General features: G+C 55.8%; 16 protein-coding genes and 1 pseudogene. 15 read left to right on the top strand and 2 right to left on the bottom strand.

Annotated elements, in window-relative coordinates; genetic code table 11:
* Positions 1 to 62: 62 nt before the first annotated feature.
* From LQ956_RS10365 to LQ956_RS10310, 12 genes are all read left to right on the top strand, one after another.
* Positions 63 to 860, top strand: a complete 798-nt coding sequence (locus LQ956_RS10365) for a class I SAM-dependent methyltransferase (RefSeq protein WP_238629978.1) — start codon at positions 63 to 65, stop codon at positions 858 to 860.
* Between the two features lie 275 nt (positions 861 to 1,135).
* The gene (gene gmd, locus LQ956_RS10360) at positions 1,136 to 2,254 is read left to right on the top strand and encodes a GDP-mannose 4,6-dehydratase (RefSeq protein WP_238629979.1); all 1,119 of its coding nucleotides are present in this window, start codon (positions 1,136 to 1,138) and stop codon (positions 2,252 to 2,254) included.
* Positions 2,251 to 3,219 carry a GDP-L-fucose synthase gene (gene fcl, locus LQ956_RS10355; protein WP_274521516.1) on the top strand — a complete coding sequence of 323 codons (969 nt, stop codon included), beginning with the start codon at positions 2,251 to 2,253 and terminating at the stop codon, positions 3,217 to 3,219. Before gmd ends, fcl begins: the two co-directional genes overlap by 4 nt.
* 5 nt (positions 3,220 to 3,224) lie before the next feature.
* Positions 3,225 to 3,692, top strand: coding sequence for a GDP-mannose mannosyl hydrolase (locus LQ956_RS10350; RefSeq protein ID WP_238629981.1), 468 nt, complete (start codon positions 3,225 to 3,227; stop codon positions 3,690 to 3,692).
* Between the two features lie 35 nt (positions 3,693 to 3,727).
* The gene (locus tag LQ956_RS10345; protein ID WP_238629982.1) at positions 3,728 to 5,134 is read left to right on the top strand and encodes a phosphomannomutase; all 1,407 of its coding nucleotides are present in this window, start codon (positions 3,728 to 3,730) and stop codon (positions 5,132 to 5,134) included.
* Positions 5,135 to 5,344: 210 nt separating this feature from the next.
* A complete protein-coding gene (locus tag LQ956_RS10340; protein ID WP_238629983.1) occupies positions 5,345 to 6,463 on the top strand; it encodes a WcbI family polysaccharide biosynthesis putative acetyltransferase in 1,119 nt (372 codons plus the stop codon).
* A 122-nt stretch (positions 6,464 to 6,585) separates the two neighbouring features.
* Positions 6,586 to 7,866, top strand: a complete 1,281-nt coding sequence (locus tag LQ956_RS10335) for a hypothetical protein (protein WP_238629984.1) — start codon at positions 6,586 to 6,588, stop codon at positions 7,864 to 7,866.
* A gap of 398 nt (positions 7,867 to 8,264) precedes the next feature.
* The gene (locus tag LQ956_RS10330; RefSeq protein WP_238629985.1) at positions 8,265 to 9,572 is read left to right on the top strand and encodes a KGGVGR-motif variant AAA ATPase; all 1,308 of its coding nucleotides are present in this window, start codon (positions 8,265 to 8,267) and stop codon (positions 9,570 to 9,572) included.
* 217 nt (positions 9,573 to 9,789) lie between these two features.
* On the top strand, positions 9,790 to 11,001 hold the full coding sequence (locus tag LQ956_RS10325; protein ID WP_238629986.1) for a hypothetical protein: 1,212 nt from the start codon (positions 9,790 to 9,792) through the stop codon (positions 10,999 to 11,001).
* A 50-nt stretch (positions 11,002 to 11,051) separates the two neighbouring features.
* Positions 11,052 to 13,343: a glycosyltransferase family 2 protein gene (locus tag LQ956_RS10320; RefSeq protein ID WP_238629987.1), complete on the top strand. Its 2,292-nt coding sequence runs from the start codon at positions 11,052 to 11,054 to the stop codon at positions 13,341 to 13,343.
* Between the two features lie 243 nt (positions 13,344 to 13,586).
* Positions 13,587 to 13,955, top strand: coding sequence for a hypothetical protein (locus LQ956_RS10315; RefSeq protein WP_238629988.1), 369 nt, complete (start codon positions 13,587 to 13,589; stop codon positions 13,953 to 13,955).
* Between the two features lie 2 nt (positions 13,956 to 13,957).
* A complete protein-coding gene (locus LQ956_RS10310; RefSeq protein WP_238629989.1) occupies positions 13,958 to 14,884 on the top strand; it encodes an FRG domain-containing protein in 927 nt (308 codons plus the stop codon).
* 133 nt (positions 14,885 to 15,017) lie between these two features.
* Here the strand turns inward: LQ956_RS10310 and LQ956_RS10305 are convergent.
* Positions 15,018 to 15,253 (bottom strand): annotated as a pseudogene (locus LQ956_RS10305) (transposase); the annotation flags it as partial.
* A gap of 416 nt (positions 15,254 to 15,669) precedes the next feature.
* Between LQ956_RS10305 and LQ956_RS10300 the strand changes: the two are divergent.
* The 3 genes from LQ956_RS10300 (at position 15,670) to LQ956_RS10290 (ending at position 17,869) form a co-directional block, all read left to right on the top strand.
* Entirely contained in the window at positions 15,670 to 16,032 is a 363-nt protein-coding gene (locus LQ956_RS10300; protein WP_238629990.1) for an RpnC/YadD family protein, read from the top strand.
* Between the two features lie 293 nt (positions 16,033 to 16,325).
* Positions 16,326 to 17,063: a HipA family kinase gene (locus LQ956_RS10295; protein WP_238629991.1), complete on the top strand. Its 738-nt coding sequence runs from the start codon at positions 16,326 to 16,328 to the stop codon at positions 17,061 to 17,063.
* On the top strand, positions 17,060 to 17,869 hold the full coding sequence (locus tag LQ956_RS10290) for a DUF3037 domain-containing protein (protein ID WP_238629992.1): 810 nt from the start codon (positions 17,060 to 17,062) through the stop codon (positions 17,867 to 17,869). Before LQ956_RS10295 ends, LQ956_RS10290 begins: the two co-directional genes overlap by 4 nt.
* Positions 17,870 to 18,515: 646 nt before the next feature.
* Here LQ956_RS10290 and LQ956_RS10285 read toward each other — a convergent pair.
* Positions 18,516 to 20,084 (bottom strand): ATP-binding protein, encoded by a 1,569-nt coding sequence (locus LQ956_RS10285; protein ID WP_238629993.1) that lies wholly within the window; start codon positions 20,082 to 20,084, stop codon positions 18,516 to 18,518.
* Positions 20,085 to 20,309 lie beyond the last annotated feature (225 nt).

Genomic DNA, 20,309 nt, shown 5'->3' with positions numbered 1-20,309 from the left:
ATAATTAGAGGCTATTGATATCTTGCGCGCCACACTGATTTATATCTCGACTGGAGGCAATAATGGAGCTCAAGCGTGGACTTGTTGATTATATAAATAGTGAACTATTTGGTCGACTTGAGGGTGCGTGCAATATCCAACATTTGGTCGCCGCCTCGCTTGTCGATTATTTTCAGAAGACAAGTGGTGTAACCGGTAGCATCGGTGAAATCGGTGTCCGTGATGGCAAACTTATTTTTGGCATGAGTTTTTTCTTAGAGTCATTTGAACGCTGTGCTGCAATTGATTTGTTTGAGAGTCAGCATCTTAACGTTGACATGTCTGGATTTAAGCCTGAGTCACACGGGAACCCTTTCGAACTTCACCACAAATCTTTCCTTCCATCAGAGCGTTGGAGCATTGTAGATGGAGATTCTCTCGGCCTTACACTCCTTGATAAGTTTAATTTGCTTAATGAGTGTGATTCATTTCGAATGTTTTCGATTGATGGTGGTCACGATCCTGAGCATGTGATTAATGATATGAATTTTGTCAATGATTTGATGTGCTCTGGTGGTGTGCTGATGATTGATGATTACTATAATATTGGATTTCCTGGAGTTCATGAGGGGTTGCTGACATATCTTAAATCTCTGCCAAAATGGAAGCCCTTCATGTATTCGCATAATAAGCTTTTCCTCTGCACGCATACATATCATCCGATCTACTCTGTATTATTGGAAAAATATGTTGTAGGAAATTCAGAGTATCTTGTTCAGGACTGGTACACGCGAAAGAAGGTGAGGCTGGGTGGAAATAGTTTTAGGAATGTTGAGTGGTCACGTTCGGGGATAGGTATGTTAATGACTGCCAGTAAATAAAATGGAGTGGCGTGGACAGCACACGTTGTCGCACATGCTTCATTGATCGGAATAGCGTCGAAGGCTACGGTACCGGTCTCGTAGTGCCACTTTCGACAGCAGCAGGCCCAGGTGTCGCTTGATGAATGATAACTGCTGCAGTTAGGGCTATAGCACTATTACCGATACCGCAAATGTGTCGGTTTGTTTGCGCTTAGAAAAAAATATACTGATCACGCGACTACTGGAGCTCGATGCATGAGAGAGCCCCGGAAAATTCAGTAAAGGAAATTATAGTGAAAACGGCGATTGTTACAGGTGTAACCGGCCAAGACGGCTCCTATCTCGCAGAATTCCTGCTGGCAAAAGGTTATCAAGTCCACGGCATAAAGCGCCGTGGATCACTATTCAATACCCAGCGTGTCGATCATATCTATGAAGATCCCCATGTAGAAAAGCAGCACTTCATTCTCCACTACGGTGATCTGACCGATTCCACCAACCTGATTCGAATCATTCAGGAAGTGCAGCCGGATGAAGTCTATAACTTGGGTGCTCAATCTCATGTCGCCGTGTCCTTTGAATCCCCGGAGTACACAGCCGACGTCGATGGCATGGGCACCCTGCGCCTCCTGGAAGCCATCCGCATCTGCGGTCTGGAAAAGAAGACCCGCTTCTATCAAGCCTCCACCTCCGAACTCTACGGCCTGGTTCAGGAAATCCCCCAAAAGGAGACTACCCCTTTCTATCCACGCTCTCCTTATGCGGTGGCCAAGCTCTACGCCTACTGGATCACCGTGAACTACCGCGAGGCCTACGGCATGTATGCCTGCAACGGTATCCTGTTCAACCATGAATCCCCCCGCCGTGGTGAAACCTTTGTCACCCGCAAGATCACCCGTGGGCTGGCCAACATCGCCCAGGGGCTGGAGGGCTGCCTTTATATGGGTAATATGGATGCCCTGCGTGACTGGGGGCATGCCAAGGACTATGTGCGCATGCAGTGGATGATGCTGCAGCAGGATCGGCCCGAGGATTTCGTGATTGCCACCGGCAAGCAGTACTCCGTGCGCCAGTTCATCGAGTGGTCGGCTAGGGAACTGGGTATCCACCTGCGATTTGAAGGGGAGGGGGTGGATGAGGTCGGCGTGGTGGATTCCGTGAGCGGTGATGACGCACCGGCCGTCAAGCCCGGTGATGTGATCGTGCGCGTGGATCCCCGTTACTTCCGGCCGGCGGAGGTGGAAACGCTGCTGGGAGATCCCTCTTATGCCAAGCAGAAGCTGGGTTGGGAGCCGGAGATCACGGTGCAGGAGATGTGCGCCGAGATGGTGGCCGAGGATCTCAAGGTGGCCAAGCGCCATGCCTTCCTCAGGGCCAATGGCCATGTTGTGACGATCTCGGTGGAGAACTGAGGATGGCCAAGCGCATCTTCGTCGCCGGCCATCGCGGCATGGTGGGTTCGGCCATCGTGCGTCGTCTGCAGCAACAGGGGGATGTCGAGATGCTCACCGCCACCCGCGATGAACTGGATCTGCTGGACCAGGCGGCGGTTCACGCCTGGTTTCAGCAGCGGCAGGTGGATCAGGTGTATCTGGCCGCGGCCAAGGTGGGGGGTATTCATGCGAATCACGAATATCCGGCCCAGTTCATCTATGAGAACCTGATGATCGAGGCGAATATCATCCATGCCGCGCATCGGGCGGGGGTGAGGAAGTTGTTGTTCCTGGGTTCATCCTGCATCTACCCCAAGCATGCCGAGCAGCCGATGCGGGAGGAGGCCTTGTTGACGGGAACGCTGGAGCCCACCAACGAGCCCTATGCCATTGCCAAGATCGCCGGGATCAAGCTCTGCGAAAGCTATAACCGCCAGTATGGTCGTGATTATCGCAGCGTGATGCCCACCAACCTCTATGGCCCTAATGACAATTTTCACCCGGAAAACAGCCATGTGATCCCGGCGCTGCTGCGTCGTTTTCATGAGGCCAGGGAAGCCGGTGCGGCCCAGGTGGTGGCCTGGGGTAGCGGGTCGCCCATGCGGGAGTTTCTGCATGTGGATGACATGGCGGCGGCCAGTGTGTTTGTCATGAATCTGGACGATGCCGTCTACCAGGCACACACCCAGCCGATGCTGTCGCACATCAACGTGGGGACGGGGGTGGACTGCACCATCCGTGAACTCACGGAGACCGTGGCCAGGGTGGTGGGGTTTGATGGGGGGATCGTCTGGGATACCACCAAGCCCGACGGCACCCCGCGCAAGCTGATGGATGTGTCGCGCCTGAAGGCGTTGGGGTGGCAGGCGTCGATCGAGCTGGAGGCGGGGTTGCGGGATGCCTACCGGTGGTTTTTGGATCACCAGGATGATTTCCGGGGGTGACGGGGATGAGTTGGCTGGATGCCGAGACCTTTCGGGGTGTGGTGGAGGCCACGCCGCTGGTGTCGATTGACCTTGTGGTGCGGGATACGGAAGGCCGTATCCTGCTGGGCAGACGAAACAATCGCCCGGCACAGGGGTACTGGTTTGTGCCCGGGGGGCGTATTCGCAAGAACGAGACCCTGGATGCTGCTTTTGCCCGGCTGACGCAGGAAGAGCTGGGCCAGCCATCGGAACGCTCGGCTGCGCGGTTGATGGGGGTGTACGAGCACCTGTACGAGGACAGTGTGTTCGGGACGGCGCCCAGCACGCACTATGTGGTGCTGGGGTATACGCTGTGTTGTCCGATCCCTGCGGACAGTCTGCAACTCCCTCGCAAGCAGCATGGTGAGTATCGGTGGTGGGCGCCGGCGGCAGCACTGGCAAGCGAGTGGGTACATGACAATACAAAGGCATATCTGAAGCCATGCGAATGAATGACACGACTTCAGCGGTGATCAAAGACAGTGGCGTGACATTCGGCACCAGTGGTGCCCGCGGTCTGGTGGAACAGTTCAGCGATGAAGTTTGCGCCGCCTTTTCCGTGGCTTTTCTCCAGGTGATGCGCGAGCAAGGTGAGGTGGGGTGCGTAGCCCTTGGCATGGATCGGCGTCCCAGTAGCCCTGCCATGGCGGCTGCCTGTACGGCGGCCGCCCGGGCTTTGGGGGTCCGGGTGCTGGACTACGGCATTCTGCCGACTCCGGCCCTGGCCCTGCAGGCCATGGCGGATGGCATGCCGGCCATCATGATCACCGGCAGTCATATTCCCTTCGATCGTAACGGCATCAAGTTCTATCGGCCGGAAGGTGAGATCACCAAGGCGGATGAGCAGGCGATTTTGACGATGACCGCTCGTTTGCCGGTATTGGGGGCCGTTGCCCGTGAGCCGGAAAGTGCTCGGGCCGTGCAGGGGTATATGGCTCGCTATTCGCAATGGTTTGCTGACCAGCCGCTGGCGGGCAAACGTGTGGGGCTGTATCAGCACTCCGCCGCCGGGCGTGATCTCAACCGTGATGTGCTTGAAGCCCTCGGCGCGGAGGTGGTTGTGCTGGGTCGCAGCGAGCTGTTCGTCCCGGTGGACACCGAGGCGGTGAGCCAGGAGGATCGTATCCGGGGGCGTGATTGGGTTGCCGAGCACCGGCTGGATGCCTTGTTGACGACGGACGGTGATGGCGACCGTCCGCTGCTGGCTGACGAGCAGGGCCGCTGGTTGCGCGGCGATATCGTGGGTCTGCTGTGTGCCCGGGAGCTGGGTATTCAGGCCTTGGTGGTGCCGGTGAGCTGTAATACCGCGATTGAGGCCTGCGGTGCCTTCGAGCAGGTGCTGCGGACCCGAATCGGTTCGCCCTATGTGCTGGCAGGTATGGAGGAACTGGCGGGGCAGTATGATCGGGTGGCGGGTTTCGAAGCCAATGGCGGATTTTTGTTGGGCAGTGTCATTGAGCAGGGTGGTCGCCGGTTGGCGGCGCTGCCCACACGGGATGCGCTGCTGCCGGCGCTGACGCTGCTGGTGGCGGCGGCTCGCCGTGGCAAGCCACTGTCCTCGCTGGTATCGGATTTGCCGTCTCGCCATACTGCCAGTGACCGTCTCAAGGATTTTCCCTCTGACCGGAGTGGGGGTTTGCTGGCGGCGTGGCACAAGGACCTGGCCGCCATGCAGCAGGCTCTGGGGCTGGGGCAGGCCATCACGGCACTGAATGAAACGGATGGGCTGCGTGCCACCCTGGAGAATGGGGATATCGTGCATCTGCGCCCTTCCGGCAATGCGCCGGAATTGCGGTGTTATGCGGAATCGGACAGCGAGGCGGGTGCGGTGGCGTTGGTGGGGCGGTGTCTTTCGGGGCTGGGTGCTTTGCATAGGGAGTGGCCATCAAGCTGATCGACTGGGAAGAACGCTGGGAGAGCCGGAAGCGAGGGGATGACAGGGATGAGCTATTAATCCGGCAATCAAAAGTCTTTTATTTGAAAACTCAAGCTATTTTTTTAATTAATTTAATTGCCGGTTTAATATTATGTGGACTCACAGAGTGAAAGCGATTGTCTTGTATGATGTTGACTTCCTGGGTCTTGACGCGATGGATGAAACTGCGTGAAGTTGCCGAAAAAGTTGCGTTGGTCATGGCTGTGTCGACTTGTCGGTAGGAAAAAGAAACGCAGCCGTGACGCTGCCATTCCAACTGATAACATAAGGCTGGAACGCCGGCCCTTGGCATATGAGGAAATGATAAAAGATGCTCGCAATAGTGGACCGCGATTCCTGGTTCTCAGTGGTTGTCAGGGGAAAATGATCTCAGGTTTTCTGGAAATCCTTACAATGGGGCAGTCTACGCACCATTTTATGGGGGCTTCCAAGATGAAGGCTTTTCAGGATGATGGGTGGGAGTTTTATAAGGAGGCGATGGATGCCGCCGATTTTATCTACACACAAAAAACTCAGGTGGCGGATTTTCTTGCATCCAAACCTGAATATTGTGATAAGGTTCTTTACTTTCCTGTGATCGCTTCTGGTTTTTTTCATCCAGATATCTCATATATGCGCTATAAGGGAGAGCTTTTTGCAGGCCCTGTGGGGGACTATCATTCTGTATTGATAACAGCCTCTTACTTTGCTGGCCTTACTCAAGGTCAGGCCCTTAATTGCTTTCATCCTGATGTTTATGAAATTGTGGGGTTTTGTCAAAAGGCAAAAAATGAGCGTAAGGCATTTTTGGAAAATTTTGACAGGGCAGGCATAGATCTTTCCGAAGTGGTCATGGAACGTGATAAAGATGGTCCATGGATGAGGACCTTGAATCATCCAAAGCCTCAAATGATTTATGATGTGGTGAAGCGGGTTCTGGAGCGTGATGGGCTGAGTATTAGGAATCAATCGGCTTCTGCAGTCGAGTGGGTCGAGGATAACTTGGCTCAGAGTGCAGAATGGCCTCTGTATCCCGGTATTCATGGAGAGCCTGTCGAAAACGTAGTACAAGCTCGGCAAAGCATGCTCTTTAAGTCACCTTACAGAGATTTGGGTAAGGGGCTTATGTTTGATCTTGAAAAACTGATTTACTATACCTATGTTTCGCTTTCTAAAACGCAGTTGAAAGATGTGTCTCTAAATAACTTTGATTTGCACAAGGCGATTAAGGCCGTACGTTGTTTATGGCGAAGATTTATGTTAATCCACCGGTGGCGGTTCTGTGTTGTTACCATGGAAATGGGGTAAGTGGCATGATCGTTTAGGATGTGCATGAGTCAAACCACTCCGTCCGGGAAATTCTCTATCATTGCCTTCGGCAAGATTAGCACCTTGTAGTCTATCGGCACAGAATGACGCGAAAATATCGTTTGATCCTGCACATCGGTACCGAAAAGACCGGATCCACCGCCCTGCAGGGGGCGCTCTATCGTCATCGAGATTTACTCCGTTCGTATGGCTTGGCCTACTATCATTCGCCTGGGCGTCAGGAGGCCCGTGGCATCGCTTCAGCGGCGCTGGACAATAAGGCTGCGGATGATTACCTTCGGCAACTTGGATGTGAAGATGCGGCTTCACGGGAAGCATTCCGGCAATGTGAAGTCGATTCATTACGGAACACTTTAGAGAGTCTACCTCCGTCGGTACATACCGTTATCCTTTCCAGTGAGCATTTCCATTCCCGGTTGGTTGATACCAGCCATCTCACGTGGTTGAGGCAGTTGTTGGAGCCCTTTGCCGAGAGTTTTGAGGTGGTGGTTTACCTGCGCCGTCAAGTAGATATGCTAGCCTCCTTTTACTCTACTCAGTTGAAGAACGGGGGCACGCAGTTGTTGGAAAGGACTGCTGAACGTGCTTGCCACTCCCGTAATCATTATTACAACTATAAGAAGCTGCTGGCCCTATGGGGTAAGGTGTTTGGACATGATGCCCTGTGCGTGCGACTCTTTACTCCGGCCTTTCTGCAGGGACGTACCATTCAGGAGGATTTCCTGTCGTTGGTGCAATGCCCGCAGGAGGCGATTCAATCCATGTCGATATCCGAGCGGCATAATGAATCCCTGATACCCGCGGGCCAAGTGATGTTGAGGGGATTGAATGTTCGTATCGCCGACTTGCCGCTTGATGCGGTACATGAGCGGGGGACAGTGGAGGTGCTGCGGAATGACTTGGTCCGGGACTATAAGGGTGTTGGAATGCAGTTGACGGCCTCTCAGGCCCTGCGGATTCAGGCTGGTTTTGATGAGAGCAATGAGTGGGTGAGACAGGCGTGGTTTTCGCAGCGTGAGTGCTTGTTTGAGCCGCTGGAAAGCGATTACGGGGAGAGGCGTGGCCCGCTCATGGAGATATCCAAGGCGCAGCTGACATTGGCTGAAGGCGTTGTGGGGTATCTGGGCGATGTGGCCGGGGCAGGTCAGCCGTTGTCCGAGCTGGAGCCCTGCGCCAGTTGGTTTCGGGATTTGGCATTGCAATTGGAAGATTCCAAGCCGGATGTTGCTCTGCGGTTGATGGCCCTGGCTCACCGCATCCGGCCCCAGGAAGAGTTCATCGCTGACAGACTGGATTCCTACCGCGACAAGGTGTCAACGTATCCATCCTCGGGTATGAATGCGCTTTGGCAACGCCTACGCGATCTATGGACATCCAAATGATGGTGTGCGATGGCGGGGCAGTGGCTGGTTGGGCACATGCTGGAGCTGGGGAGCAGTAGGCCCATCTGGTATCCTTGCCCCATTTGACCATCAGGATGTTGGGGATGCAGAGCGACTTTCTTGATGCCCATGACCGTCACTGGCAGGATGCAGAGATGCTGTACGCTGCGCAGCGGCTGGCCAATGCAGATCATCTCTATGGTATGGCGGTGGAGTGTGGCCTTAAGCGCTTGATGTTGGCTTTATGGGCTGTCAAGCCCCAATCCGTTCGGGGATTGGCACGCATCTCAGCGTTATGCTAGGCAAAGCGAGTTTTCAATGCAGCGTGTGGCTCCTCACCGCGTGGGCGCACAGCAGGTGTACGAGTTGGTACGCAAGGCCCGTTGGGAGGGTCTGATATGACCACTTTCGACATGATCGTGCCCGTGTTGCAAGAGGTGCTAGGGTCCTGTATGCCGGTGGAACTTCAGGCTTTTGCGCCACTTATTGTTAATCGGGATCTCAATGGACGGGTGAGATTGGTGGTGCCGGCCGAAGTCTCCCAGCAGAGCGCGGCACGTGAAGTACTTGAAAAAGTTGCCGAAACGCTTTCTCAGCGTCTGGGTTGCCATGCCTTCCCGGCTGGGCAGATGGTGCTTTACGAAGAAGACATGGCCGCAGTGCGTCGAGGTACGCAACCGATGCCGCTTCCCGGTGTGAATGGTATTGAATTGATTGACCGGCTGGCCAGCGAGGGGCAGTGGGCACGAATTGCGCCGCTTTCTCCCGGCGCCCCGAGGGTGGTCTTCTTCTCCATCAAGGGGGGCGTGGGGCGCTCGACCGCCATGGCGGTTGCGGCCTGGTCCCTGGCACAGGAAGGCAAGCGCGTGATGGTGCTGGACCTGGACCTTGAGTCCCCCGGACTCTCGTCCAGTTTGCTGCCAGAGTCACGCCGCCCGGCCTATGGCATCACCGATTGGCTGGTGGAAGATCTGGTGGACAATGGCCAATCGGTATTTGCGGATCTCGTCGCGACCAGTACGCTGTCTCATGATGGTCAGATCCTGGTGGTGCCTGCTCATGGCGCGGATCCCGGCGAGTACATCGCCAAGCTGGGCCGGGTGTGGATGCCCAAGATAGCGCCAACCGGTCGGCGTGAAACCTGGTCCCAGCGACTCGGGCGCTTGTTGGATGAGCTGGAACGGCGCTGGCAGCCGGATGTGGTTTTGATAGACTCTCGCTCCGGCATTGACGAGGTCGCTTCCAGTTGTGTCACGGACTTGGGCGCAACCTTGGTGTTGCTTTTCGCGCTGGATGGGGAGCAGACCTGGAATGGGTACCGGCTGATGCTTGACCATTGGCACCGCGCCGGCGTGGCTCATGAGATTCGGGAACGTCTGCAGCTGGTGGGGGCGATGATCCCTGAACTGGGGGCACCGGACTATCTCACCGCGTTGCGTGAACATGGCTGGGATCTGTTTTCGGAGCAACTCTATGATGAGGTGCCTCCGGGGAGGACCGGCGAAGGGCTGTGGAACTTTGATGATCGTGATGAGGCGGCCCCCCATCATCCCTGGCCGATTCGCTGGAACCGTGGTTTTGCTGCGCTGACTTCCCTTCATTCGCATCTGGAAACGCTGGACGAAGCATTGGTCAAGTCAACCTTTGGGCCCCTTCTGGATGGTGTGCGTCTGGCCGTGATGTCGCCGGAGCATGCCAATGAGTGATGCTGTCCGGACTCGGGAGGCAATGCTGGCTGCTTTGCCGGTGGATACATCGCCAAGCGGCACTTGCTTGCCTTTGAGTCAGCTGTATGTGCCACCCACGCACCTCAAGGCACTGCGTATGGAGTGCCAGTTGGTGGTGGGAACCCGAGGTGTGGGGAAGTCCGTTTGGACGATGGCGCTCGGTGATCTTAGCTTACGCAGGGCACTTGGCTCTGCCGTGCCGGAGTTGGATCGTACGGCCATTCACGTCGGCTATTCAGAGCGTCCGGCACTGGATGACTATCCCGATGCGGATACCTTGGCTGTGTTGCTCTCGGCCGATCATGCCCCCTATCAGATATGGCGGGCGGTCATGGTGCGCTGGGTCGCCCGCTTGAGTGAGCAGAGTGCGCCTATGGGCAGTTGGGCCGGCACGGTGGAGTGGGTGTTGAACCAGCCCGAGTCCGTCGCCAGGCTGATGCAGGTGGCGAGCCGGTACCAGATGAACCAGGGCACCTATGGCCTGATTCTGTTCGATGCCCTGGATCGGGTGAGTAGCGACTGGGTGCAGATGGATCGGGTGGTGCGCGACTTGCTCAGGGCCGTCTTATGGTTGAAGAGTTACCCCCATCTGTCGGCCAAGGTGTTCTTGCGCGAGGACCAGTTGGAGCGGACTGTGACCAATTTTCCCGATGCCTCAAAGCTGCTGGCAACCCAGGCCGAGCTTTCCTGGGCGCGCCATGACCTGCATGGGCTGCTATGGCAGTATTTGATCAATGGGCCTGGCGAACAGGGCGCCATGTTGCGTGAGGTTTATTTGAGCGTGCAGCGCAGACCGCCGATCGAGCAAGATGATCATTTTGCCTTGCATGAAGCCGCCAAACGCGACACTTCGGTTCAGCGCCAGTTATTCGAGGCTTTGGCGGGGGCCTGGATGGGCCGTGACCGGCGTCGGGGCATTCCCTATACGTGGGTTGTTGGCCATCTGGCGGATGGACAGGGACGCACCTCTCCCCGCTCTTTCCTGGCCGCTGTGCGCCAGGCGGTGGAAGAGACGGGTAACCGTTACCCCGAGCATCGCCATGCGCTGCATTACGAGAGCATCAAGCGGGGTGTGCGCAAGGCATCCGAGATTCGGGTCAACGAGTTGGCCGAAGATTACCCTTGGGTGCGCACCGTGCTGGCTCCACTTGAGGGGCTGACGGTGCCCATCGCCTTCGAGGTTATCCGGGAGCGTTGGTTGAGTACCTTTCCGGCCGATATCCTGGGACTTGATCTGGGGGCTGGCTTGCCGCCGCAGCATCAGGCGCTGGGTTGGGAAGGCGTTAAGGATGACCTGTTGCGCATAGGGGTGTTCGAACAGCGCCGTGATGGCCGTATCGACATGCCTGATTTGTATCGCGTGGGCTTTGGTCTTGGTCGGCGTGGCGGCATCAAGCCCAACTCATAAGTTGACTGCCCGCCTGCGCGAATCTCAAGCGACCTTACCGGAATGCCGCCATGCAGCTTGAGGGGATTGATCGTCTGCGCCGGTGCTTGGGGTTGCTGCGTGAGCCGGTGAAGTGTGTGGCTGTGTGCCATTCCCTGGAGCCACTGGGGCAGGGAAGCTGGAATGCGCTACGGGACAACCCGCATATGATCCTCCGGGATGACCTGCCCTGGGCTGGTTGGCATATGCTGGAGCTGGCGCTGTCTCACGAGCGTCACGTTTCGACGGCCTGCCTGTGGGTGGATTATGGGAGCGGGTTTTCCGAGGCCGATTCCTTTCTCCTGCAGGTGAAGTCCGGCCGCATGGCCAAGCGGCTGGTGTATTTTCCCAAGCGTCCCAAGCGGTTACGACTTTGCCCCGTTAGACATGCGGGGCAATTTTCCATCGAGGCGTTTCGTCTGGCGTGGCTCTCGCCCTGGTTTGCCCACAAGCGGCTTTTGCGCCGACTCTGCGGTGCCCATCCCCAGTGGCGCGGAAGAGACGTCGGCGAAGTTCTGGCCGGTTTGCGTGATGAGGCTGGCGAGGTGGGTGTGCCGTTCCGAGAGTGGCTTTGGTATCAATATGATCAGACTTTCCGCCGTCGTTGTACGCAGGCGGATTATGCCGTGTGGCTGGCCCATCATCCGATTTCGGATGAACGCGGCATCCGGCGACGCATTCGGGAAGTCGACGGCGCTCTGGGAGCGGTGGGTGAGCCTGTGGATGGATCCACGCGTCCGTTTTGCTCGGTGATTTTGCCGGTCATTGATCCGGATCCGCCGTTGCTGATCGAGTGTCTGGATTCGGTACTGTCTCAGCATTTTCAGGATTGGGAGCTGTGCATTGCCGTGGCTGCCTCGGCGCCCTTGGCGGTGTATCGGGTGTTGGATGAGTATGCCAATCGGGAAGCTCGCATCCGGCTGATGCCTCAGCCGGAGCGTGTGCCCGTCGATGACATTCCCGGTAGGGCCATGGCGATGGCACAGGGGCGATTTGTGGCCATGCTCGGTCAGGAGGACTGCCTGACGGCGGAGGCCTTACTGTGCGTGGCGGAGTTGATCGCCGCTCATCCCGATGTGTTGCTCATCTATAGTGACGAGGACTGTCTCAATGTCTCGGGTGAGCGCGTTGCGCCTTGCTTCAAGCCGGCCTGGAATCCGGACCTGGCTTTGTCGCGGGATTATGTAGGTCATCTGACAGTGTTTGAGCGCCGACGGTTATTGGCGGTGGGGGGCTTGAGGGCGCATTGCGGGGGGGGCGTGATGCATGATCTCTTGCTGCGCTTTGTGAGGGATTTGCCGGGTTCCCGCATTCATCATGTGCCCCGTGTGCTGTATCACCGGCGCCTGGGGCAGGGCGGCTCTCGGTGTGAGAACGAGTCGCATGACGTGGGGCTTCGCGTGGTGTCTGAAGCGGTTGCCTTGATGTCGCCCTTGGCCCGGGTGGAGCCGGGGCGTGTTGTTCGCGGCTATCGTGTCCGTTGGCCGTTGCCGGATCCGGCCCCTCTGGTGAGTCTTGTCATTCCGACTCGGGATCGGGTCGATGTCCTCAGGCCGTGCGTGGATGCCTTGCTGGCGCGGACCCGTTATCCGAATTTCGAGGTGTTGGTGGTGGACAATGCCTCCCGTTGTCCGCGGACGCTGGCGTATTTATCCCATCTGCGCCGTGATCACCGTGTGCGGGTTTTAGGATGGCACCGGCCGTTCAATTTTTCGGCCATCAATAATTTTGCCGTGGGTCATGCCCGGGGAACGGTCATCGGCTTGCTCAATAATGACATTGAGCCTATCAACGGCGATTGGCTGGAGGAGATGGTGTCTCAAGCCTGCCGGCCGGAAATCGGGTGTGTGGGTGCCAAGCTTTATTATCCCGGTGGCCGCATTCAGCATGGTGGGGTGATTTTGGGGATGGGGGTGATTGCCGGACATGCCCACCGGCATTTGCCGGGGGATGCGGCGGGGTATTGTGACCGTCTTCAGTTGGTCCAGAATCTGTCGGCGGTGACGGCTGCCTGTCTGGTGATGCGCCGCGAGGTGTTCGATGAGGTGGGCGGGTTTGATGAGTGCAATCTGCCGGTGGCGTTCAATGATGTGGATCTGTGTCTGAAGGTGCGCGAGGCGGGTTACCGGAGTCTGTGGACGCCTTATGCGGAGGCTTATCATCATGAGTCGGCCTCCCGGGGGGAGGAGAAGACACCGGAGAAACGGCGGCGACTGGAGCGGGAAATTGCCTACATGCGGCGGCGTTGGGGCCGGGAGCTGGATCATGATCCGGCCTATAATCCGAATCTAACCCTGGCGCATGAGGATTTTTCGCTGCGGTAGTGGGTGTTTTTTGCTCAAAACGGAAACACCCACGGCGTCAACAACAACACCCCCGCGGAATAGGTCAGGCTCACCGGTAGACCGGTTTTGAGGAAGTCGCTGATCCGGTAACGGCCCGGTGTATAGACCATCAGGTGGGTCTGGTTATAGTGGACCCCGATATCCAGACAGTAGTTTAAGCTCCTCTAGGAAGAGAAGGATATCTGCATAGATACAAATAAATTTACTATCGATAAACTTTGCATGAACGTCTGGCGACGAGGTATAGAAATGATGAGATTAAAAATAAAAGGTACGCTCAGTATCCATCATCAATTGGATAGAAGTACGTTTGCCATTTATCCTGATGTCCTCTATCTGTGCCCCAAAAAACAAAATGCTGTGCTTTACCCTGTCAGTGATTCAGAAGGTTTGGGATTTGCATGTCTGGTGAAGCTGGACGATGATGGTTTCATCAAAGATCTAAATCTGGGAGATGAATTAGATGAGCTTAAAGGTTTGCTGACTCAACTAGCCCTGCAGCAAAAATCGGTAGAATTAATTATGGATGTTGATATGGATGTTGATGATGAGAGAAAAACTATCATCGGCATTAATTTTCCGGCCTCATAAAAATGGACTCCCGTATCCAAACCTTTAAAGCCGACACCCTGGATGAAGTGATCCGTTATGCCCTGCAGGTGGGTAAAACGGGAAAAGACAATATTCTTTATTTCCGCGGTGAAAATAAAGACTTCAAGGCAACAGCACTTGTGCCAGGCATATACCGGAATGGTCTGATCCGGAGTGAGCACCTTATATATCGGGAAATGCAGCGCTTTAATGATCACGAGTTCACCACGGACAAAACGGCATTTGATAAGCTAGCACGAATGCAGCACTACACTACCCCCACACGTATGATTGATGTGAGTGAAGATATTCTGAGTGGGGTATACTTCGCCTTGGATGGTAAGGAAGCGCAAGCTATCAGTGTGCTTTATCTTTTGGAGGTTGATGTTAAGAAAATAAAATATTATGACTCGGATGCAGTCAGTATTTTGGCGAATCTGGCTAAATCACCACTGGATGGCAACGGTGATAAGTCCAAAGAAGCCATACGAAAGGATGTATTACCTTTTCTGAATGATCGTGAGGGTTATAACCAGGCGAAATTAAAAAGCAAGGAATATCTTTTACATGATATATGTGAAGAAAAAAGCTACTTTAAGGATGTCATAGAACCTGATGACATCTTCTCAATCTTGGCTGTCAAACCCAAACTCACCAGCCAACGGATACAAAGCCAGAAAGGTGCGTTCTTGCTGTATGGCCTTAATCTAGAGGACGTCAAACAAGCCCCGCAGCTTTTGAGCGAACACGCAGGGCACTTACAACTGAGTTTGGACAGTCGCTACCACCCACTGGTAAGAGTGACGAAGATTCTCCTCAGCCCGCGAATTACCATGCAGCAGCTCAATAATCTGGGTGTCAGCAAACCGTATATCTATCCTGAGCTGGATCGGTTGTCAGAGTATTTCAAAAAATATTATCAGCAATAGGCGCTAACGCAGCGCGGTCGGGCGGTATTTTAGTTCTGCTTCTGAAAGTCTTTCTCAATTGCCTGTCTCCACATCGAATGCCACGATCTGCCGCTGCTCGCTGGAGAACTCCCCCCCCCGATCAGGTGGCGAGTATCTTGAACACCACATGATAGTGGTTGGACATGACCGCATAGGCGGCGATGTCCACGGCGAACATGGAGGCCATGCGCCGGAGGCGGTCCTCGATCCATTGCTGCCGGTACTCATAGCTCTTGCCGGTGGCCTGATCCTGTCCACACAGGAAGGTGCGTCGCACACAGCGCGAGACCACGTGGTAGTAGGGGGCGTATCGGTGATGGATATCTGTTGGCTGCGGGGGCGTGGCATGAGTCCCTCCTGGACGGTGGTTCTCGATCCGATCCGGTGGCCGGGCTGTGGGTAGATTAACTCAGGGGCGGGCTGCTCTTGAAGGGGGGTATTGCGTGGTAAAGTGAAGGGCTGCTACAGGAGTGCACATGACCGAACACGATGCCGACAGGCCCACGGACCACGACAGCCCCTGGAAGGAAGCCCTGGAGCACTACTTCCAGGAATTCACGCAGCTGCTGTTCCCGGCGATTGCGGTGAGGTGGACTGGTTCCGGGGTTACAACCCGATGGACAAGGAACTGCAGCAGATCACGGCAGACGCCAACACGGGTCGACGCCACGCGGACAAGCTGATCCAGGTGTATGCCCAGGATGGTAGCGAGACCTGGGTGCTCATTCACGTGGAAGTGCAGGGCGAGCCGGCGGGAGCAGATCGTGTGTCTGTTCAGGATCATCGACTGGATGATCCCGCTGCCCAGAGAGCTGGAACCGGGGTTTGTGCAGGCGGTCTTTGCCATACAGGAGGAGAAGAAGATGCCTTACGTGAACACGATTGAACGCGTTGAGCGAGAGAAAGCGCTTCAGCAGGGGGTTGAGCAGGGGATGGCTCAGGGGCTTGAGCGAGGTCGCCGTCAAGGGGTGGAAGGTACCCTGCGCAAGCAAGCAACCCTGAAATTTGGCGAGTTGCCTGCCTGGGCAGACGAACGCATAGCCGCTGCCACGGATGCCCAGCTGGATGATTGGGTGGTGCGGATTCTGGAGGCGGACAGCCTGGAGTCCCTGCTGGACAAGCATTGATCTGAGGACAGCGACCACACTATATAAGGCGCCCACTATTTTTGCTTCTCTCTTATCACCGTCACTCCCGCGAAAGCGGGAGTCCAGCGCGTGGTTTCAGTCTGCCACTGGATTCCCGCTTTGAGGAGACTGTGGATGCTGCTGATCAGTGATGCCAACATCATTATCGACTTGGCCGATGAACTGGTGGATGTGCAGGCTAAGGTTTATGCCCGCGACCTGTTTGGGAGTAATTAATCGCGCAGCTCCCGCTAGATTGCACTCTATACGGTATAGTGAGGGTTTGTTGTTCAATGCATTCAATAGAAATCGTTGAAATTTTGCGTCGATCAACCCAAGGAGTGACTGAGCCTTTCATTTGTCGTGGTGAGGATGGAAAAATTTATTTTGTTAAAGGAAAAGGTGCTGGTAGAAAAAGCTTGGTTGCTGAATGGCTCGCGGGTCATTTAGCTGTTGCATTCAATATACCGGTTGCCCCTTTCTCCTTGGTCTCCATACCTCAGGAGCTGTTGCAGGTGAGTAGCGCGCTTAACCTGTCTGACTTGGGGCATGGCTACGCTTTTGGCTCAGAGGAGTGCAGCGTGACGGAGTTGACTTTCAGTCGCATTGATCAAGTACCGGCTGAGACGCAGCAAGCTGTTCTGGCATTTGACTGGTGGATCGCAAATGAAGATCGAACCTTATCAGCACAAGGTGGCAACCCCAATCTTTTCTGGGATGAGGCAGGTCAACAGTTACTGGTGATTGATCACAACCAAGCATTTGATCCCCAGTTTAATCCAGACAGTTTTTGTCGTACCCATGCATTCCGGAATCAATGGCCAAAAATTATTGTAGATGATCAGTTACGAACACGATTAGTCTTGGGTATGCAGCAAGCACTGTTGGGCTGGGATGCCTGGGTTGATGCGATTCCTCAAGCCTGGTGGTATATTGACGAAGAACAAACATTGCCCGCCGAATTTGATTTAACGCAAATGTATGCTCATTTAAGTGAATTTAAAAATCCAAATTTCTGGAGAGTACCATGAGCCGTATGGCTTATCAGTACGCTATTTTGCGCTTTATGCCCTACGTTGAAACGGGTGAGTTTGCCAATGTGGGGTTGGTAATGGCCGCACCCGGCCAGGGTTTTTTTGCTTACCAGCTGCAAGAAAAACGTTACGCTCGGCTGACCCATTTTTTTAAAGATCTGGAAGGCACGACTTACATTGCTGCCATTAAGGCAATGCAAAAAGAGCTTAGCCGCATTCAGCAGTATGTAGAGACATGCCGCTATGGGAGTGCTGGTTTATTTGAAGAGCTTGTTCGTTCTCGTGAAACCATTTTTCGCTTTAGTGAACCAAGCCTGGTGCTTACCGATGCGCCTGAAAATAAACTGGCAGAACTTTACAGTCATTACGTTGAGCATGATTTTGTTACCCCTCAGTACCGTGAAACCCAGATGGAAAGCCGCTTACGCCAGCTCTTGATTCAGGCCGACTTGGCTGATCGTTTTAGCCAAAAAAAGTTGGGTGATGAGCAATATCGGGTTTCACTACCTTTTGTGGAGCAAAAAGAAGGTCGCTTGCTTAAAGCAATGAAGCCTCTTTTCTTGGGGCAAAAAGAAACCAGTAAAATTCTGGAAAAGGCTGGGCGCTGGCAATTCAGAGTCCACGAATTACAGCGCCGCCATCAGTGTCCTGAAGAGCTGCTTTTTGCTGTTGATGGACCAGAAGAGCAAGATACTCCGCAATATGCAGCCTACTTAAGTGCTCTGAAAATACTCAACGCACTTGAAGCAAAAGTGGTGCCCATGAATCAACATAACGCAGTGCTTGAGTTTGCTTTGGATTGACTGCTCTCTCGCCCTGGCTCTGAAGTGCAAGGAAAACAAAGGCTAGGCCAGCACTCAGAGCCTGACGTATCCCCACGAATTTCATGCAGGGAGCCCGGCGGCAAACACGGTTCGTATGGCTGATCTGATGCTGTTTAGGGTGTCGTCGCGGATGTTGGCGGATTCTCGCCGCAACACCCTCAAGCCCAAGAAAAAATGGGATAACACCCGTCGCTTGGCCGTGTTCGGCTGGTAATGACGGTGGCGTCCCTCATGCTCCGCCGCCAGGTTTGAATGCCGATGGGGAGTCTGAGGCGCTGTTGGTTAGCCATGCCTAGCCCTCCGGGAACAAGTCTTGTGCCGGTGGCAGTCTATCATGGCCCCTGGTGGTGGTCGTTGTTGCCACTGTCGTCCCGTCACCGTCCCGCCCCGTCCTTTCCTGTCCCGTCACCGGCATTATCATCGTCACTCCCGCGAAAGCGGGAGTCCAGTGCATGGTTTCAGTCTGCCACTGGATTCCCGCTTTCGCGGGAATGACGGCGGGGGCTTTGGATTCCTTCTTTTCGCTGGCAAGTCAGTTCCCACCGGGTGGCCCCTTGGCCCCTGATGCGGCTGTGGCTCCCGTGGGAGCGGCCCTTGGCCACGAGCGATGCCCGAGATTGTCGCTTCAGGCCGTTTCCACGTCGAATGCCACGATCTGCCGCTGCTCGCGGGAGAACTCCACGCCGATCAGGTGGATGGGTTTGCCGGAGGCGCGGTACTTGTCGGCATAGCCCTTGGCCTTGATCTGCTCCAGGGCCTTGCCTTCGGGCAGCTGCTCCACCACCTTGAACTCGAACAGGTAGAGGTGGCCGCCGAAGTCGACGGTCATGTCTACCTTGCCGTGGTGGCTGGCGTCTTCCACCGTGACCTGGACCCCCAGGGCGGCGAAGTGGCTGTAGAAGACGCTGGCATAGTGCCCTTCGTATTTCGCGATGGGGTTGTTGCGATACCAGTCGTGGGGCAGGCCGGCGTAAAGGGCCTTCAGGTGGGCTTCGAGGCCGGCCATGTCGGCGGCCTTGAGCAGGCGCGGCAAGCGGATGACCACATCATCGAAGACGGCATGGCTGACGCCCAGCGCCGGTAGCAGGGCCTCATTGAGGCTGATTTCCACCTCCTGGTTGGGCAGGCCCAGTTTGTAGAGGGGCCGGTTGGGGACTTCTTCGTGGATGTCCTTGAGGGTGAGGTAGCCTGTCTGAAACAGTAGGGCATCGGTGGAGATGTCATCCACATCGAAGCGGCTGAGCAGTGCCGGTCGGCTGTGCCAGGCGGTGAGCTCGGGGGTGAAGACGCCGCGTTCCTTGAGCAGGTTCACCAGAAAGGTGGGCGTCGCGCTTTCGAACCAGTAGGGGCCGAACTGGCGCTTCTGCAACAACAGCAGCACATCGAAGGGGTTATACACCGAGGGCGTATCCGTCCCACCCCAGCGGTAGCCGTTATACCAGTCCCGGATCTCAGCCCGATCCAGCCCCGGTAACTCCGCCGCGAACACCGTATCCACGTCCTCATCCGTATAACCGCAAATGTCCGCGTAGGGCTTGTCCAGGGTGATGTCGTTGAGATTATTCAGCCCCGAGAAGAGGCTCACCTTGCTGAATTTGGACACACCGGTGATCAGCACCAGATGCAGGTGGGGGTCGGCGTCCTTGAGTACGCTGTAGAGGTTCTTCAGCCCCTCGCGCAGTTCGCGGGCACGCTCGGGCTCCAGGATGTTATCCAGGATGGGCTTGTCGTACTCGTCGATCAGGACCACCGCCCGTTCGCCATACTGGGTGTGGGTATCGCGAATCAGCGCGGAGAACTCTCCTGCAATGTCTGTCTCGCGCTGCAGTGATACCCCCAGGCGTTCACGCTCGAGGAACAACTGGTCACGAATCCGTGCGTCGAGCTCCTCCCGGTTGCGCATCACGCCGCTGCCGAAGCTGAGGCGAATCACGGGGTGGGTCCGCTGCCAGTCCCAGCGGTCGTGGATATGGAGCCCCTCGAAGAGTGCCTGGCGGCCCTCGAACAAGCATCGCAGGGTGTCGAGCAGCAGGCTTTTGCCAAAGCGTCGGGGGCGGGAGAGGAAGTAATACTTGTTCTGGTGGACCAGGCGCTCGATGATCGGCGTCTTGTCCACGTAGTAGTAGCCCCCTTCACGGATCTCGGAGAAGGTTTGAATGCCAATGGGGAGTCTGAGGCGCTGTTGGTCAGCCATGCCTGGCCCTCCGGGAACAAGTCTTGTGCCGGTGGCAGTCTATCATGGCCCTGGTGGTGGTCGTTGTTGCCACTGTCATCGCCATCCCGTCATCGTCACTCCCGCGAAAGCGGGAGTCCAGTGCATGGCTTCGGTCTGCCACTGGATTCCCGCTTTCGCGGGAATGACGGTGGGGGGAATGCCGCGGGGGGGGGGGGGCGGGGTTTGGGGGAATGCCGGCGGGGG

The sequence above is a fragment of the Ectothiorhodospira lacustris genome (assembly GCF_022227845.1).
GTDB lineage: Bacteria > Pseudomonadota > Gammaproteobacteria > Ectothiorhodospirales > Ectothiorhodospiraceae > Ectothiorhodospira > Ectothiorhodospira lacustris.
The sequence above is the reverse complement of the archived record's forward strand: the minus strand, read 5'-3'. Positions and strand labels throughout refer to the sequence as shown.

Excerpts from the sequence above, each read along its gene's own strand:
- LQ956_RS10365 (WP_238629978.1), top strand. The coding sequence starts at position 63 with ATGGAGCTCAAGCGTGGACTTGTTGATTATATAAATAGTGAACTATTT.
- LQ956_RS10350 (WP_238629981.1), top strand. The coding sequence starts at position 3,225 with ATGAGTTGGCTGGATGCCGAGACCTTTCGGGGTGTGGTGGAGGCCACG.
- LQ956_RS10330 (WP_238629985.1), top strand. The coding sequence starts at position 8,265 with ATGACCACTTTCGACATGATCGTGCCCGTGTTGCAAGAGGTGCTAGGG.
- LQ956_RS10320 (WP_238629987.1), top strand. The coding sequence starts at position 11,052 with ATGCAGCTTGAGGGGATTGATCGTCTGCGCCGGTGCTTGGGGTTGCTG.
- LQ956_RS10315 (WP_238629988.1), top strand. The coding sequence starts at position 13,587 with ATGAACGTCTGGCGACGAGGTATAGAAATGATGAGATTAAAAATAAAA.
- LQ956_RS10310 (WP_238629989.1), top strand. The coding sequence starts at position 13,958 with ATGGACTCCCGTATCCAAACCTTTAAAGCCGACACCCTGGATGAAGTG.
- LQ956_RS10295 (WP_238629991.1), top strand. The coding sequence starts at position 16,326 with ATGCATTCAATAGAAATCGTTGAAATTTTGCGTCGATCAACCCAAGGA.
- LQ956_RS10290 (WP_238629992.1), top strand. The coding sequence starts at position 17,060 with ATGAGCCGTATGGCTTATCAGTACGCTATTTTGCGCTTTATGCCCTAC.
- LQ956_RS10285 (WP_238629993.1), bottom strand. The coding sequence starts at position 20,084 with ATGGCTGACCAACAGCGCCTCAGACTCCCCATTGGCATTCAAACCTTC.